This is a genomic window from Microbispora sp. NBC_01389 (genome assembly GCF_045040095.1).
GTDB lineage: Bacteria > Actinomycetota > Actinomycetes > Streptosporangiales > Streptosporangiaceae > Microbispora.
Genome location: NZ_CP109552.1, coordinates 3,952,702 through 3,966,055, shown reverse-complemented (window position 1 = coordinate 3,966,055; position 13,354 = coordinate 3,952,702). Strand labels below are relative to the sequence as shown.

The 13,354-nt window shown below is 73.6% G+C and carries 11 protein-coding genes; 2 read left to right on the top strand and 9 right to left on the bottom strand.

Features of this window, described 5'->3' with window-relative positions; genetic code table 11:
- Positions 1 to 3 precede the first annotated feature (3 nt).
- A complete protein-coding gene (locus tag OG344_RS17855) occupies positions 4 to 2,511 on the top strand; it encodes an ABC transporter permease (protein ID WP_405084079.1) in 2,508 nt (835 codons plus the stop codon).
- A gap of 116 nt (positions 2,512 to 2,627) precedes the next feature.
- Here the strand turns inward: OG344_RS17855 and OG344_RS17850 are convergent, their stop codons facing one another.
- From OG344_RS17850 to OG344_RS17820, 7 genes are all read right to left on the bottom strand, one after another.
- On the bottom strand, positions 2,628 to 4,163 hold the full coding sequence (locus OG344_RS17850) for a toxin glutamine deamidase domain-containing protein (protein WP_405084078.1): 1,536 nt from the start codon (positions 4,161 to 4,163) through the stop codon (positions 2,628 to 2,630).
- Between the two features lie 118 nt (positions 4,164 to 4,281).
- Positions 4,282 to 6,051: a molybdopterin-dependent oxidoreductase gene (locus OG344_RS17845; protein ID WP_405084077.1), complete on the bottom strand. Its 1,770-nt coding sequence runs from the start codon at positions 6,049 to 6,051 to the stop codon at positions 4,282 to 4,284.
- Between the two features lie 47 nt (positions 6,052 to 6,098).
- On the bottom strand, positions 6,099 to 6,701 hold the full coding sequence (rdgB, locus tag OG344_RS17840) for an RdgB/HAM1 family non-canonical purine NTP pyrophosphatase (protein WP_327044424.1): 603 nt from the start codon (positions 6,699 to 6,701) through the stop codon (positions 6,099 to 6,101).
- 31 nt (positions 6,702 to 6,732) lie between these two features.
- A complete protein-coding gene (gene rph / locus OG344_RS17835) occupies positions 6,733 to 7,449 on the bottom strand; it encodes a ribonuclease PH (RefSeq protein WP_327044423.1) in 717 nt (238 codons plus the stop codon).
- A gap of 5 nt (positions 7,450 to 7,454) precedes the next feature.
- Positions 7,455 to 8,207, bottom strand: a complete 753-nt coding sequence (locus tag OG344_RS17830) for an MBL fold metallo-hydrolase (RefSeq protein WP_327044422.1) — start codon at positions 8,205 to 8,207, stop codon at positions 7,455 to 7,457.
- Positions 8,204 to 9,040 carry a glutamate racemase gene (gene murI, locus OG344_RS17825; protein WP_373868704.1) on the bottom strand — a complete coding sequence of 279 codons (837 nt, stop codon included), beginning with the start codon at positions 9,038 to 9,040 and terminating at the stop codon, positions 8,204 to 8,206. The genes OG344_RS17830 and murI overlap by 4 nt, the downstream gene beginning before the upstream one ends.
- 83 nt (positions 9,041 to 9,123) lie before the next feature.
- Positions 9,124 to 9,918, bottom strand: coding sequence for a thioesterase family protein (locus OG344_RS17820; RefSeq protein WP_405084076.1), 795 nt, complete (start codon positions 9,916 to 9,918; stop codon positions 9,124 to 9,126).
- Positions 9,919 to 10,128: 210 nt separating this feature from the next.
- Here OG344_RS17820 and OG344_RS17815 point away from each other — a divergent pair, with 210 nt between their 5' ends.
- Positions 10,129 to 11,811, top strand: a complete 1,683-nt coding sequence (locus tag OG344_RS17815; RefSeq protein WP_405084075.1) for a DUF3352 domain-containing protein — start codon at positions 10,129 to 10,131, stop codon at positions 11,809 to 11,811.
- Between the two features lie 51 nt (positions 11,812 to 11,862).
- Here the strand turns inward: OG344_RS17815 and OG344_RS17810 are convergent, their stop codons facing one another.
- Both OG344_RS17810 and OG344_RS17805 read right to left on the bottom strand, forming a co-directional pair.
- Positions 11,863 to 12,810 (bottom strand): PLP-dependent cysteine synthase family protein, encoded by a 948-nt coding sequence (locus OG344_RS17810; RefSeq protein WP_405084074.1) that lies wholly within the window; start codon positions 12,808 to 12,810, stop codon positions 11,863 to 11,865.
- Positions 12,811 to 13,089 carry a MoaD/ThiS family protein gene (locus OG344_RS17805; protein WP_150939378.1) on the bottom strand — a complete coding sequence of 93 codons (279 nt, stop codon included), beginning with the start codon at positions 13,087 to 13,089 and terminating at the stop codon, positions 12,811 to 12,813.
- Between the last annotated feature and the right edge of the window lie 265 nt (positions 13,090 to 13,354).

Genomic DNA, 13,354 nt, shown 5'->3' with positions numbered 1-13,354 from the left:
GCAGTGTTCCGGACCACTCTCGCCGGTCTTCTGGCGCACCGGCTGCGCCTGATGCTCACCTCCCTCGCGATCGTGCTCGGGGTCGGGTTCATCGCGGGCACGTTCGTGCTCACCGACACGATCGACGCCGGGTTCTCCCAGTCGTTCGCCGCGGACGCCGACAAGGTGGACGTGGTGGTGACGCCCGCGGACGACGGGGACGCCAAGGACGCCAAGGACGACGGGATGCTGCCGGAGCGCGCGCTCGCCGCGGTCAGGGCGGTGCGGGGCGTCCGGGACGCCCAGCCCGTGCTGTCCGGCGACGCGCCGCTGATCGGCAGGGACGGCAAGGTCGTGGGCGACTACCCCACCGCCGGCGTCTCCATCCCGGCGAGCCGCATGAAGATCACTTCGGGTAGGGCGGCCTCCGCCGCCGGCGAGGCGGTGCTCGACAGGAACACCGCCAAAGCCCAGGGGTACGCGCCCGGGGCCACCGTCGCCGTGCTCGACAAGGCGGGTAAGCGGCATGAGTTCCGGCTCGTCGGGATCTTCGACGTGGGTCTCGACCAGAACCTCGCGTACCGGGGAGCGGTCGCGTTCACGCCGGAGACGGCCCGGCTCGTCACCGGCGCGAAGGGCTTCACGGAGATCGACGTCGTCTCCTCCGGTCCCGCGCCGGAGACCCTGCGTACGGCCGTCGCGGCGGCCGTGGGAAGCGGCGCGAAGGTCATGACCGGGCGGGAACGCGGCGACGAGCTGGCCCGGAGCAACCACGTGGACACGGCGTTCCTCCGGACGGCTCTGCTGCTGTTCGGCGCGATCGCGCTGCTCGTCGCCACGCTCGTGATCTACAACACCTTCGGCATCCTGGTCGCCCAGCGGAGCCGCGAGATGGCGCTGCTGCGCTGCATCGGCGCGACGAGACGTCAGGTCTTCGCCTCGATCGTGCTGGAGTCGGCCGTGGTCGGCCTGCTGTCGTCGGTGCTCGGCCTGCTGACCGGGCTCGGCCTCGGCGCCGCCGCGGTCGCCGTGCTGCGGGCCACCGGAACGGACATTCCCACGGGCACGGTGAGCCTGTCCCCGCAGACGATCGCCATCGGGCTGTGCACCGGCGTCGTCGTGACGATGGCCGCCGCGCTGCTCCCCGCGCGCCAGGCCACCCGCGTGCCGCCCGTCGCGGCGCTGGGCACGCAGGTCGAGGAGCACACGTTCCGGACCGGGGTCGTACGGGTGGTCTTCGCCGCCCTGTTCACGGTGGCGGGGGCCGGCCTCACCGCGGCGGGCGTGCTCCAGAAGCCGGGCCAGCCGGCACTGGTGACAGTCATGGCGGGCGGCGCGCTCGTCTTCTTCGCCGTCCTCGTCCTCGGCCCGGTGATCGTACGGCCGCTGAGCGGGCTGGCGGGCTGGGTCCCGGCGCGGCTGTTCGGCGTGCCGGGGCGGCTCGCGGTGGACAACTCCCGGCGCAACCCCAAGCGCGCGGCGACCACCACTGTGGCGCTGACCGTCGGCGTGACGCTGATGACGTTCATGTCGGTCCTGACCGCGACGGTGCGGACCACCGTGAGCGACCAGCTCGACCGGCAGTTCCCGGCCGACTACATCCTGACGGCGCAGACGGGCGCGATCCCCCGCTCGATCGCCGACACGTTGCGCGCGAGCCGCGACCTGTCCGCGGTGACCGAGTTCCGGGGGAAGAAGGCCAAGGTCAACGGCCACGACTACGAGGTGGGCACCGTCACCCGATCGGCCCTCGGCACCTCCGTCAGGCCGGAGGCGTCGACCGGCACGCTGGACGGCTTCGGCGCGGGCGACGTCGCGGTGGCCGACTTCGTGGCCCAGGACCTCGGCGTCAAGGTCGGCGACCACGTGACCGTCGCGTCGGGCGGACGGAGCGTCCCGCTCACGGTGGTGGCGGTGCTGAAGGCCGGCGTGTCCCTGCTGCCGCCGTTCACCATGGCCGAGCAGGCCTTCGAGCAGCACTTCGGCAGGGTGGACGACGCGCAGATCCTGGTGGACGCCGCCTCCGGCGTGCCCGCCGAGCGGGCGCGCGCAGTCGTGGACGACGCGACCGCGGCCTACCCGGCGGTGAAGGTCGGCAGCACGACCGAGATCCGCGGCCAGTTCGACGAGGCGATCGACACGGCGCTCATGGTGGTCACCGGGCTGCTGGCCCTCGCGATCGTGATCTCACTTCTCGGCATCGCGAACACGCTGTCGCTGTCGGTCCACGAGCGCACCCGCGAGTCGGCGCTGCTCCGCGCGCTCGGCCTGACCCGGCCGCAGCTCCGGGGGATGCTGTCGGTCGAGGCGCTGGTTCTCGGCCTGGTGGGCGCGATCGTCGGCGTCGTGCTCGGGGTGGTGTACGGCTGGGCGGCCACGGCGACGCTGACGCAGGACGTCTCCTTCCGGCTCCCGGTCACGCAGATCCTGCTCTTCATCGCCGCCTCGGGCCTGGCCGGCGTGCTCGCCGCGGTGCTGCCCGCCCGGCGCGCGGCCCGCGCCTCGGTCGTCGGCGCGCTGGCGGCCTCCTGACCGGCCGGCGGCCTCATGAGGGGCCGGCGCCGCGTCCGCGGGATCGGGCGGACGCGGCGCCCACGCGCCCGGCCCTGATGCGGGCGCCGTGTGTGGCCGCCTTCCGGTTCAGGGCGTCACAGGCGGCGGCCCTGGCGGTCGACAACCACCGCGAAGACGCCCGTGACGTCCTCGTACGGCGGGTCCACCGCCATGTGGCCCCGCTGGGCGTCGATCCACAGGACCTCCCCCCGGCAGTTCACGGCGTTCCACGCGTGACTGCCGCCCCCGGCCCACCGGGTGATGAGGACGGCGGCCGCGCCGTGCCCGCCGAAGATCAGCCGCTGGGCGACGGCCACGTACGCCCGGCGGCCGTGGCCCACATACTCGAAGCGGTGACCGAGCCACTCCTCGGCCCGCGCGACCCCCCCGGTCTCCCCGGTCAGCAGCGGCCGGCCGGACGGGTCGTACTCGGGATGCCTGCGCGCCGCCACCACGGGCTCGCCGTGCCAGGTGGACATCACCGACAGCGCGCAGTCGACGGCGTTGTTGGACCTGAACGCGTCCTCCGTGGGACCTTCGGCGTTGACGAGGCGGATCCAGGTGCCGCGCGGGTCCGGGAAGCGCCCGTTCACCGCCTGTGCCAGGCTCGCCTGACCATCCCGGTCCGCCTCGGCCAGGCCGCCCGGCCGGCCGTACGTACGGGTCTCCTCCAGCCGCCGCGGACGATCGTGCCCGTCCAGCCAGTCGCGTTCCGTCTCGTCCCGCAGGACGGCCGACCAGAAGTCGTCGACGTCCCCCTCATCCGGATGGGATTCGGCGGTCTCGTCGGGATGCCCGAGATGGTCGGCCTCCGGGACGGCCTCGTCCGGCCACGCGCACCCGGCCGAGGCGACCGCGCCCATCTCCCCGGGGACCGGTCGCCCGCCGTCCCCCGTATCCGCCGCGCGGTCCGTCACGCGGTCCGTCACGCCGTCGTCCCCGGCGGAAGGGAGATCGTCGCCGGCGGAAGGAGGATCGGCCGCGGCACCGGGGAGGTCGGTCCCGGTCGCTCCGGAGAGAGCGTTCTGGCCGTCGTCCACGGGCGGGAGCATGCCGGTGTCCTCCGCGTCAGGCGCCGAGTCATGGAGAACGGCGTCGGCGGCGGTCCCCCCGGCCGTCGCCTCCGCCGTCTCCCCGGTGGTCGCCCCGGTGGTCGCCCCGGTGGTCGCCCCGGTGGTCGCCTCGGTGGTCGCCTCGGTGGTCGCCTCGGTGGTCGCCTCGGTGGTCACGGCGGCCTGAGGAACGGCGTCGTCCTCCCCGATCCCGCAGGTCCCCGTGTCCTCGCAGATCCCGGTGTCCTCGCCGATCCCGGTGTCCTCGGGGGGTGCCGGGGCGGGCACGGCGTCCCGCATCACCGGCGGCCCGCCGCGGCGGCCGATCGACATGCTCAGGCCGTGGCCCGCGTTGTCGCCGTTCCTGGCGGCGGGCACGACCGGCACGGCCCCGGCCTCCACGCCCAGCGGCAGCGCCGCGATCCGCACCTCCAGGCGGCGGTCCCCCAGCGAGGGAGCAGGCGCCTCGGCGGCCTGCTCGTAGTCCCGCCATCGCCGGCCGTCGGCGGCGACGACCGGGTTGTACACACCCGACGGCAGCCGCCACCTCGCATGCCGGCGCGCCTTCTCCTGGTTCACGCGTTTGGCCCCCCTCTTCGCGCCCCATCAGGGTGCCGATGGTAGGGGCGGGCCGTACGAGGCGCGGCGGGTTTTCCCAACTCCAGACCCAGCCGGTTGTGAGCGCCCGTGGCGTGTCTCAGCTGGCCGTGACGGTGACGGAGTGATACCCGGTCGCGCCGTCCGGCGCGGGCGGCGCCTCGTCCGCGGTCTGGGTGTGGCCGGTGGCGTCGGTTGCCCGCACCGAGATCGTGTGCCTGCCCGGCGTCAGATCCACCTCGATCGACCACTGCCGCCACGTGTCGGGGCCTGTCGTGCCGGCCAGCCGGGCCTGCTGCCATCCGGCGCCGTCCACCCGCACCTCCACCGCGTCGATGCCCCGGTGCTGGGCCCACGCCACGCCCGCCACGGTCGTGCGGCCCGCCCGGACCGTGTCCCCGCCGCGCGGCAGGTCGATCCTCGACTGGGTCTTGATCGGGCCCTTCGGGGCCCATCCTCGGGGCGTCCAGTACGCCTCGTCCCGGTCGAACCGGGTGACCTTGATCTCGGTGACCCATTTGGTCGCCGAGACGTACCCGTACAGCCCGGGGACGACCTGGCGGACCGGGAAGCCGTGCTCCTCGGGCAGCACCTCGCCGTTCATCGCGATCGCCAGCAGCGCGTCCCGGCCGTCCATGACCACGTCGACCGGTGTGCCGCAGGTCCAGCCGTCCTGGGAGACGCTGAGCAGCATGTCGGCCTCGCGCCGGATCCCGGCGTCGCGCAGCACGTCGGCCAGTCGCGCGCCGAGCCAGCGCGCGTTGCCGGCGTACGACCCGCCGACCTCGTTGGACACACAGGTCAGCGTGACGTCGGCCTCCGTCAGGGGCCGTTTGAGCAGGTCGGCGAAGGTCAGCTCGACCGGCCGGTCCACCAGTCCGTGGATCTTCAGCGTCCAGCGGGCCGGGTCCACCGTCGGCACCACGAGAGCGGTGTCCACCCGGTAGAAGTCCGCGTTGGGCGTCACGAAGGGGGTGAGGCCGGGGATGCGCAGGTCGGCCCCGGCCGGGATGGGGGCGGCCGGCCGCGCCGCGCGCGGGAGGATCTTCGCCACGCCGCGCCTGGCCAGTTCACCGTTTTTGCGCCCGGACAGCAGCCATCCGCCGAGCCCGCCGGCTCCCGCCACCACGACGCCCGCCGCCACCCCGTTCAGCAGCCTGCGCCGGTCGAACGCGTACGCCTCCTCGGCCGACTCAGGCGACACGGTGGACGGCACGGGGGCGGGTGACTCAGGGCCGGGGGCAGTGACAGGTGATGACATGGTTCCCGGCCGCATCACCGCTGGCTTGGCCGGGCTGTTGACCGGGACGACGTCGCTCACCGGTTGGGCCAGGGTGCGGCTTCGGGCGTCGGCGGCCCTGCTGGCGGCGACGTAGTCGTCCTCGTCGCTGCGCGTGGCACGCCGCCACAGCCGCGAGAGGGCGTACGCCCCGGCCGCGGCCCCCGCGAGCGAGGGCAGCACGTGCGCCGCTCCGGCGTCCGGCCGGGACAGCGCCGCGGCGGCGCCGACGAGCCCGAAGACGGCCAGCCCCGCCATGCCGTACGCGGTCCGGCGGCGGGCGAGCAGTCCCAGACCGGCGGCGACGAGCGCGAGCACCACGACGATCCCGGTCAGCAGCACCGGCTTGTCGCCGGAGCCGAACGTGCGGATCGCCCACTCCTTCAGACCGGCGGGCGTGGCGTCGATCACGGCGCCGCCCACCGCGACGACCGGCGCCGCGGCGGGATCGACCAGACCGGCGACGACCTGGGCCGTCCCCAGCGCCACCGCGGCGGCGGCGAGACCGGTGAGGACGGCTGCCCAGGCGGGCACGCCGACGCCTTCACGGATGCCCTCGCGGGCGCCTTCGCGGATGCCTTCTGCGTTCACGGTCCGAACGCTACGCCCGCCCCCGCCCCGGCGGTCTTACGGCGCGATTACGAGACGGCCTGGCCGATCACCGGGGCCAGCGCGCGGAAGGCCCTGCCCCGGTGACTGATCGCGTCCTTCTCCCCGGCCGACATCTCGGAGGTCGTCCGGGTGTCGCCGTCCGGCACGAAGATCGGGTCGTAGCCGAAGCCACCCGTGCCGCGCCGCTCGCGGATGAGGAAGCCGTGCATGGCCCCCTCCACCACGTGTTCCGCCCCGCTCGGCAGCGCGAGCGCCGCGCAGCAGGCGAAGTGGGCCTGGCGCCGGCCGTCCGGCACGTCGCCGATCTGCGCCAGCAGCAGGTCGAGGTTGGCGTCGTCGTCGCCGTGGCGGCCCGACCAGCGCGCGGAGAAGATGCCCGGCATGCCGTTCAGCGCGTCCACACAGAGGCCGGAGTCGTCGGCGACGGCGGGCAGGCCGCTCTGTGAGGCCACCGCGTGCGCCTTGAGCAGCGCGTTCTCGGCGAAGGTGAGGCCGGTCTCGGCCACGTCGCCGATGTGCGGGAAGGCCTCCAGGCCCAGCAGTTCGACCGGCACCCCGGCGTCGGCGAGGATCCGGCGCAGCTCGACGATCTTCCCGGCGTTCCGGGTGGCCAGGACCACCTTGTTCATGCTGTCGTCCTCGGTGCTCGTCGGAGAGGGCCTAGGAGAGGGCCTCGGTCTGCAGGCGGGTGAGCTCGGCGCAGCCGCTCGCGGCGAGGTCGAGCAGGCCGTTCAGCGTCGTGCGGTCGAAGGGCGTGCCCTCGGCCGTGCCCTGGACCTCCACGTAGTCGCCCCTGCCGGTCATCACCACGTTCATGTCGGTCTCGGCCTTGACGTCCTCGCTGTAGTCGAGGTCGAGCATGGGCTCGGTGCCGACGATCCCGACCGAGACGGCGGCGACCGAGTTCACCAGGGGGTCGCCGGGGCACATCCGGCGCTGCCGCATCCAGGCGAGCGCGTCGGCGAGCGCGACGTACGCCCCGGTGATGGCGGCGGTGCGGGTGCCGCCGTCGGCCTGCAGCACGTCGCAGTCGAGCAGTACGGAGTTCTCCCCCAGGGCCTTGTAGTCCACGCAGGCGCGCAGGGAGCGGCCGATCAGCCGGGAGATCTCGTGGGTGCGCCCGCCGATCTTGCCGCGGACCGACTCGCGGTCGGTGCGGGTGTTGGTCGACCGGGGCAGCATGGCGTACTCGGCCGTCACCCAGCCCAGCCCGCTGCCCTTGCGCCAGCGGGGCACGCCGCTTTCGACCGTCGCGGCGCACAGCACCCTGGTGCCCCCGAACTCCACCAGTACGGAGCCCTCCGCGTGGGCGAGCCAGTTCCGGGTGATGGTCACGGGACGTAGCTGGTCGGATCGACGACCGTGTGAGCGAGCCATACGGGTCACCCTAGGTCATACACGGCGCCGCTCCGTGCCAACTCCATCGGCCCGTCGAAACCGCCGCGTGCGGCGTCCTCCAGGACGCGTGCCTTGTCGTACCACGGCACGAGGTGGGTGAGGACGAGCGTTCCGGCGCCCGCCCGCGCGGCGTGCTCGGCCGCCTGCCGGCCGCTGAGGTGCAGGCCGGGCGTGAGGCCCGGCTCGTCGAGAAAGGAGGCCTCGCACAGCAGCACGTCGGCGTCGTGTGCCAGCTTGACCAGCTCGGCCGACTCCCCGGTGTCCGCCGAGTACGCGACCGAGCGGCCCTGATGGGACACCCGGAAGCCGTACGTCTCCACGGGGTGGTTCATCGGGGCGGCCGTCACCTCGAACGGGCCGACGTGCCGCGCGCCGGGCGACAGCCGCAGGAAGTCGAAGGAGTTCTCCAGCACCGGCTCGTCCGGCATGGCGTACGCCGCGTTGAGCCGCCTGGACGCTCCGGCGGGGGCGTGCACCGGGATCTTCGGCAGGGGGCCGTCCGGGGTGTAGGTGCGGACGACATGGTAGGCGCACAGGTCGAGGCAGTGGTCGGCGTGCAGGTGGGACAGCAGGACGGCGTCGACGTCGTAGAGCCCGGCATGCCGCTGGAGGGCGCCCAGCGACCCGCTGCCGAAGTCGACGAGCATCCGGAAGCCCTCGGCTTCGAGGAGGTAGCAGGAGGACGGGCTGTCGGGGCCGGGGAAGCTGCCCGAGCACCCGACGACGGTCAGCCTCATCGCGGACTCCCCACGCCGGTCGCCTCGCCGAGCCCGGGGGCGGTCCGCTCCACCGACTGGAGCTCCGGGCCGAGGAACCGCTGGCCGAGCCGTTCGAACAGTTCGGTGTCGCCGGTCGCCCGGAAACGGTGCCCCGGCACGCCCGCGCCGTTGGAAAGGCCCCGGTCGTGCAGGATCCGGTAGACGTCCTTGGCGGTCTCCTCGGCGCTCGACACGAGCGTGACCCCGTCCCCGGCGACGTACGACAGCGCGCCGGTGAGCAGCGGATAGTGGGTGCAGCCGAGGATCAGCGTGTCGCAGCCCGCGTCCTGGATCGGCTTGAGGTAACCCCGGACCACCTCGATGAGGTCGTCGCTCATCGTCTCGCCCCGCTCGACGAACTCCACCAGCAGGGGTGCTGCCACCGCGACCAGCTCGACGTCGGGGGCGGCGGCGAAGGCGTCGTGGTAGGCCATCGACTCGATGGTGGCCCGCGTGGCGATCACGCCGACCCTGCCGTTCCTGGTGGCCCGCACGGCCCGCCGCGCGGCGGGCTGGATCACCTCGACGACGGGGACGTCGTAGCGCTCCCTGGCGTCCCTGAGCACGGCGGAGCTGGCGCTGTTGCACGCGATCACCAGCATCTTCACCCCGTGCTCGACCAAGTGGTCCATCACCTCCAGCGCGTAGGCGCGGAGCTCGGCGATGCGCTTGGGCCCGTACGGCTGGTTGGCCGTGTCGGCCACGTAGAAGATCGATTCGTGGGGCAGCTGGTCGATGATCGCCCGGGCGACGGTCAGGCCGCCCACCCCGCTGTCAAAGATCCCGATCGCCCTGCTGTTGTCCTCCGGCACGCTTCCCAAGGTTAGGGGACCGGTCCCCGCCGCCGACGGTAAGAAACCTCACAACGCGCGCCGGACCACGAGGGGCGCGGCCGTCAGCCGCGGCCGAGCCGGGCGAGCTGGCGCGACTGGGCGACCAGCCGGCCCGCCGAGTCCCACACCTCGACCTCCTCGTCGAACCAGCCGTCGCTGATCAGCCGCCCGCCGCCGATGAGGGTCAGCCACCCCGGGGCGGGCAGGGCGCGCAGGTGCCAGGTCAGCTCGACCGTGGGGGCCCAGCCCCGCGCCCCCGCCGAGAACACGACCGGCGGCAGCGCGTCCACCGCCATCGCGAGCACGAACGGGTCGGGGTCCTGCGGCTCGGCCAGCCGGAAGTAGGCCCGCGACTCGGGCCGCCCGGTGGGCTCCCCGGTCAGCCAGCCGATCGTGGGCGGGTCGAACAGCATCTCCATCCGCGCGCTGAAGTTCATGGCCGGCGCGGCCTTGGGATCGGGCAGGCGCACGCAGCCGGCCAGGGCGGGCATGACCGCCGACGGGCCGTCCGACCAGTCCGGGGCCGCCGATCCGTCCAGCGTCGCGGTCGTGACGAGCATCTCGACGGACGTCTCGCCGTCCCGCACGAGCCGCGCCCGGGTCATCGTCGCGGTACGGCCCGACTTGAGCTGGTCGAGCACGACCTGGGCCGGGCCCGGCCGGGCCACCCGCAGGAACTGGGCGCCGGTGGACACCGGGTGCGGGTGCGGCGAGGCGTCCGTCACCGCGCGCAGCATGGTGGCCATGAGATAGCCGCCGTTCAGCGGCCCGCCCATGGAGTATCCGTCGTCGAGACACACGTCGTAGGTGGTGTCGTCGATCCGGATCGCCCGCGTGGCCTCGTCGAACTTGGTCATGCGCCCCTCGCCGCCCTACCGAATGATGTTCTGCTCGTTACTGTAGCGTGGCGCTCGTCACCGTATTCGACGGGATCACCCGGCCAAAACCTGGTCATCGCCCAGGCGACATGGTCAAGCGGGCTGCAAGCGCCCTTCTAGCGGTCGCTCCTAACCTCCGGGCTACGACGCCTCCGGGCGTACGACCCGACGACGCTTGTGAGTGAGCCAATGCCCGCCGACCGCTCCCCCCGGCAGCCGGATTCCCGGACTCCGCACCCGCGACACCCCGAACCGGCACCGGGCCCCTGGAGCCCGCGTGACGAGAGCGAACTCGACCGCACCATCTCCTACCGGTTCCCCCGGTCCCCGGGCCGGGAGACGCACACCGTACACCTGCCCGCGTGGGGCGATCAGGAGGAGATCGGCTTCGCCACGGTGGCCGAACCGCCGCCGTCCGCGCCGGCTCCGGAGGGCCGGCGGGGAGCCCGCGGCTGGATCCTCGCGCTCGTCGCCGCCGTGCTCGTCGGGGTGGTCGGCGGGGGCGGCGTGTGGGCGGCCGCGAAGCTCGGCGGCGGCGGCACGCAGCCGCAGGACGTGCTGCCCGCGAACGCGATCGCCTACGTCCGGCTCGACCTCGATCCCTCCGCCGAGCAGAAGCTCGCGTTGTTCGGCATCGGCCGCAGGTTCTCCGCGACCCGGGACGCCTTCGGCGGCGACGACCCGCGCGAGGCGCTGGGGAAGGCCCTGGTCAACGCACTGGGGAAGGACGGCGCCGGCCTCGCGGAGGTCGACTACGCCAGGGACGTCGAGCCGTGGCTGGGCGACCGGGCCGGCCTCGCCGTGCTCCCCTCGGCGGACGGCGGCGACCCCGTCGGGGCGATCGCCGTACAGGTCAGGGACGAGGCGGCGGCCAGAGCGGGCATCGCGCGCCTCGGCCCGCGCGACGGGAAGGGCGGCCTCGCGTTCCGCGACGGATACGCCGTCATCGCCCCGAGCCAGGAACTGGCCGACCAGTACGTCACGGCGGCGCCGCTTTCGGGCGAGCCCCGCTTCGCGGGCGATCTCCAGGCGCTGGGCGAGCCGGGCGTGCTGTCGTTCTGGGCCGACGTGGAGAAGGCCGTCGAGGCCGCGTACCCCAGGCGGGACGGCGCGGAGCCGCTGCTCGACCGCGTCAAAGGCATGCGCTTCGCCGGCGCCCTACGATTCTCCGGCGACTACGCGGAACTGGCCGGGATCACCCGCGGCGGGAAGACGGCGCCGGGCCGTCCCGAGCCGGTGCGGATCGGCGAACTGCCCGCGACCACGGTCGCCGCGGCGTCGTTCTCCGGCCTGGGCGACCTGCTGCGCGAGCAGTGGCCCTCGATCGAGCAGGCCGCGAACGGCGCGGGCGGCGGGCCGTACGCGGAGACGCTCGACGCGGCGCGGCAGTACGGCCTGTCCCTGCCGGACGACCTCGTGACGCTGCTCGGCAGGAACCTCACCCTCGCCCTGGACGAGACGGGCCTGGACGGCCCGCGGCCCGCCTTCGGCGCGGTGCTCACGACCGACACCACCAAGGCCCAGGACGTGGTGGACAGGGTGAAGGCCTACCTCAACGGCATCGAGCGGCCGGCGGACTTCGCCACGGCGAGTGGCGACGGCCGGTTCGTGCTCGCGACGACCCCGGAGTACGCCGCCGCGCTCGGCGGCGGCGGCGCGCTCGCCGAGTCGGAGACGTTCCGGCTGGCCGTCCCGGACGCCGGGAACGCCACCTACGCGGTGTACGCCGACCTCGACCGGCTGGAGAAGCTGTACCTGAGCGGCGCCGGGGAAGCCGAACGGCGGGACCTGGAGAAGCTGCGGGCGGTCGGGCTGAGCGGCACCTCCGGCGAGGCCGGATCGGGCTTCACCCTCAGAGTCGTCTTCGACTGAGCCCCCGGCCCGCACGGCCGCGCCGCCGACGGGTGGCGCGGCGGGCGGGCGTCAGGCCCAGAGCTGGCCTTCGAGGCGGTCTTCGGCCTCGTCGAGCGTGCCCTCGTAGGCGCCGGTGGACAGGTACTTCCACCCGCCGTCGGCCACGATGAACACGATGTCGGCCCGCTCCCCCGCCTCCACGGCCTTGCGGGCCATGCCGAGGGCCGCGTGCAGGGCGCAGCCGGTCGAGACGCCGGCGAAGATGCCCTCGGACGCCAGCAGCTCACGGGTGCGCCGGAGCGCGTCGGCCGAGGTCACCGAGTAGCGGGTGGTCAGCACGGACGCGTCGTACAGCTCGGGGACGAACCCCTCGTCCACGTTGCGCAGGCCGTAGACCAGCTCGCCGTACCGCGGCTCGGCGGCCACGATCTTCACGTCCGGCACGTGCTCGCGCAGGTAGCGCCCGACGCCCATGAGCGTGCCGGTCGTGCCGAGCCCGGCGACGAAGTGGGTCACGCCCGGCAGGTCCGCGAGGATCTCCGGCCCGGTGGACTCGTAGTGGGAAAGCCAGTTCGCCGGGTTGCCGTACTGGTAGAGCATCACCCAGTCGGGATGCTCGGCCGCCAGGCCCTTGGCCACCCGTACGGCCTCGTTGGAGCCGCCCGCGGCCGGCGAGGAGATGATCTCCGCGCCCCACATGCGCAGCAGCTGGCGGCGCTCCTCCGAGGTGTTCTCGGGCATGACGCAGATCAGCCGGTAGCCCTTGAGCCTGGCCGACATGGCCAGCGAGATGCCGGTGTTGCCGGAGGTCGGCTCCAGGATCGTGCAGCCCGGCGTGAGCAGGCCGTCCTTCTCCGCCTGCTCGATCATCCACAGCGCGGGCCTGTCCTTGACCGACCCGGTCGGGTTGCGGTCCTCCAGCTTCGCCCAGATCCGCACGTCGGCGGACGGCGAGAGCCGGGGCAGCCCCACCAGCGGGGTGTGCCCGACCGAGTCGATCAGCGAGTCGAAGCGCATCTAGCGCGCTCCGCCCGCGACGGCCGGGAGCACGGTCACGGTGTCGCCGTCGGCGACCGGGGTGCCGAGCCCGCCGAGGAAGCGCACGTCCTCGTCGTTGAGGTAGACGTTGACGAAACGGCGCAGCCCCGAGTCGTCCACCAGCCGGTCCTTCAGGCCGGGGTGGCGCGACTCCAGGTCGCCGAACAGCTCTTCGAGGGTCGATCCCTTGGCGTTGACCGCCTTGGCGCCATCGGTGTAGCTGCGGAGGATGGTAGGAATGCGGACCTCGATGGCCATCTCGGCTCAATCTCCTTGATCTGTGGTCGTCGTCGGGGTGGGCGTCCGTTCACTCACGTCCGCCCGCGTGCGCCCGTGCGGGGCGCGCGTTCGTTCATCTGGATGGAACATGGCCGGGCGGGCGGCGATTCCAGCCGGGAGCCGCCGGGAGCCGGCCGGATTCGAGCCGGGCGGCGGCAGGCGGCCGGGGCTCAGCGACAGTCGTAGACGACGACGGACGGCGTGTGCGCGAAGAGGAACGCCTGAACAGGAGATTCCGGGCGTA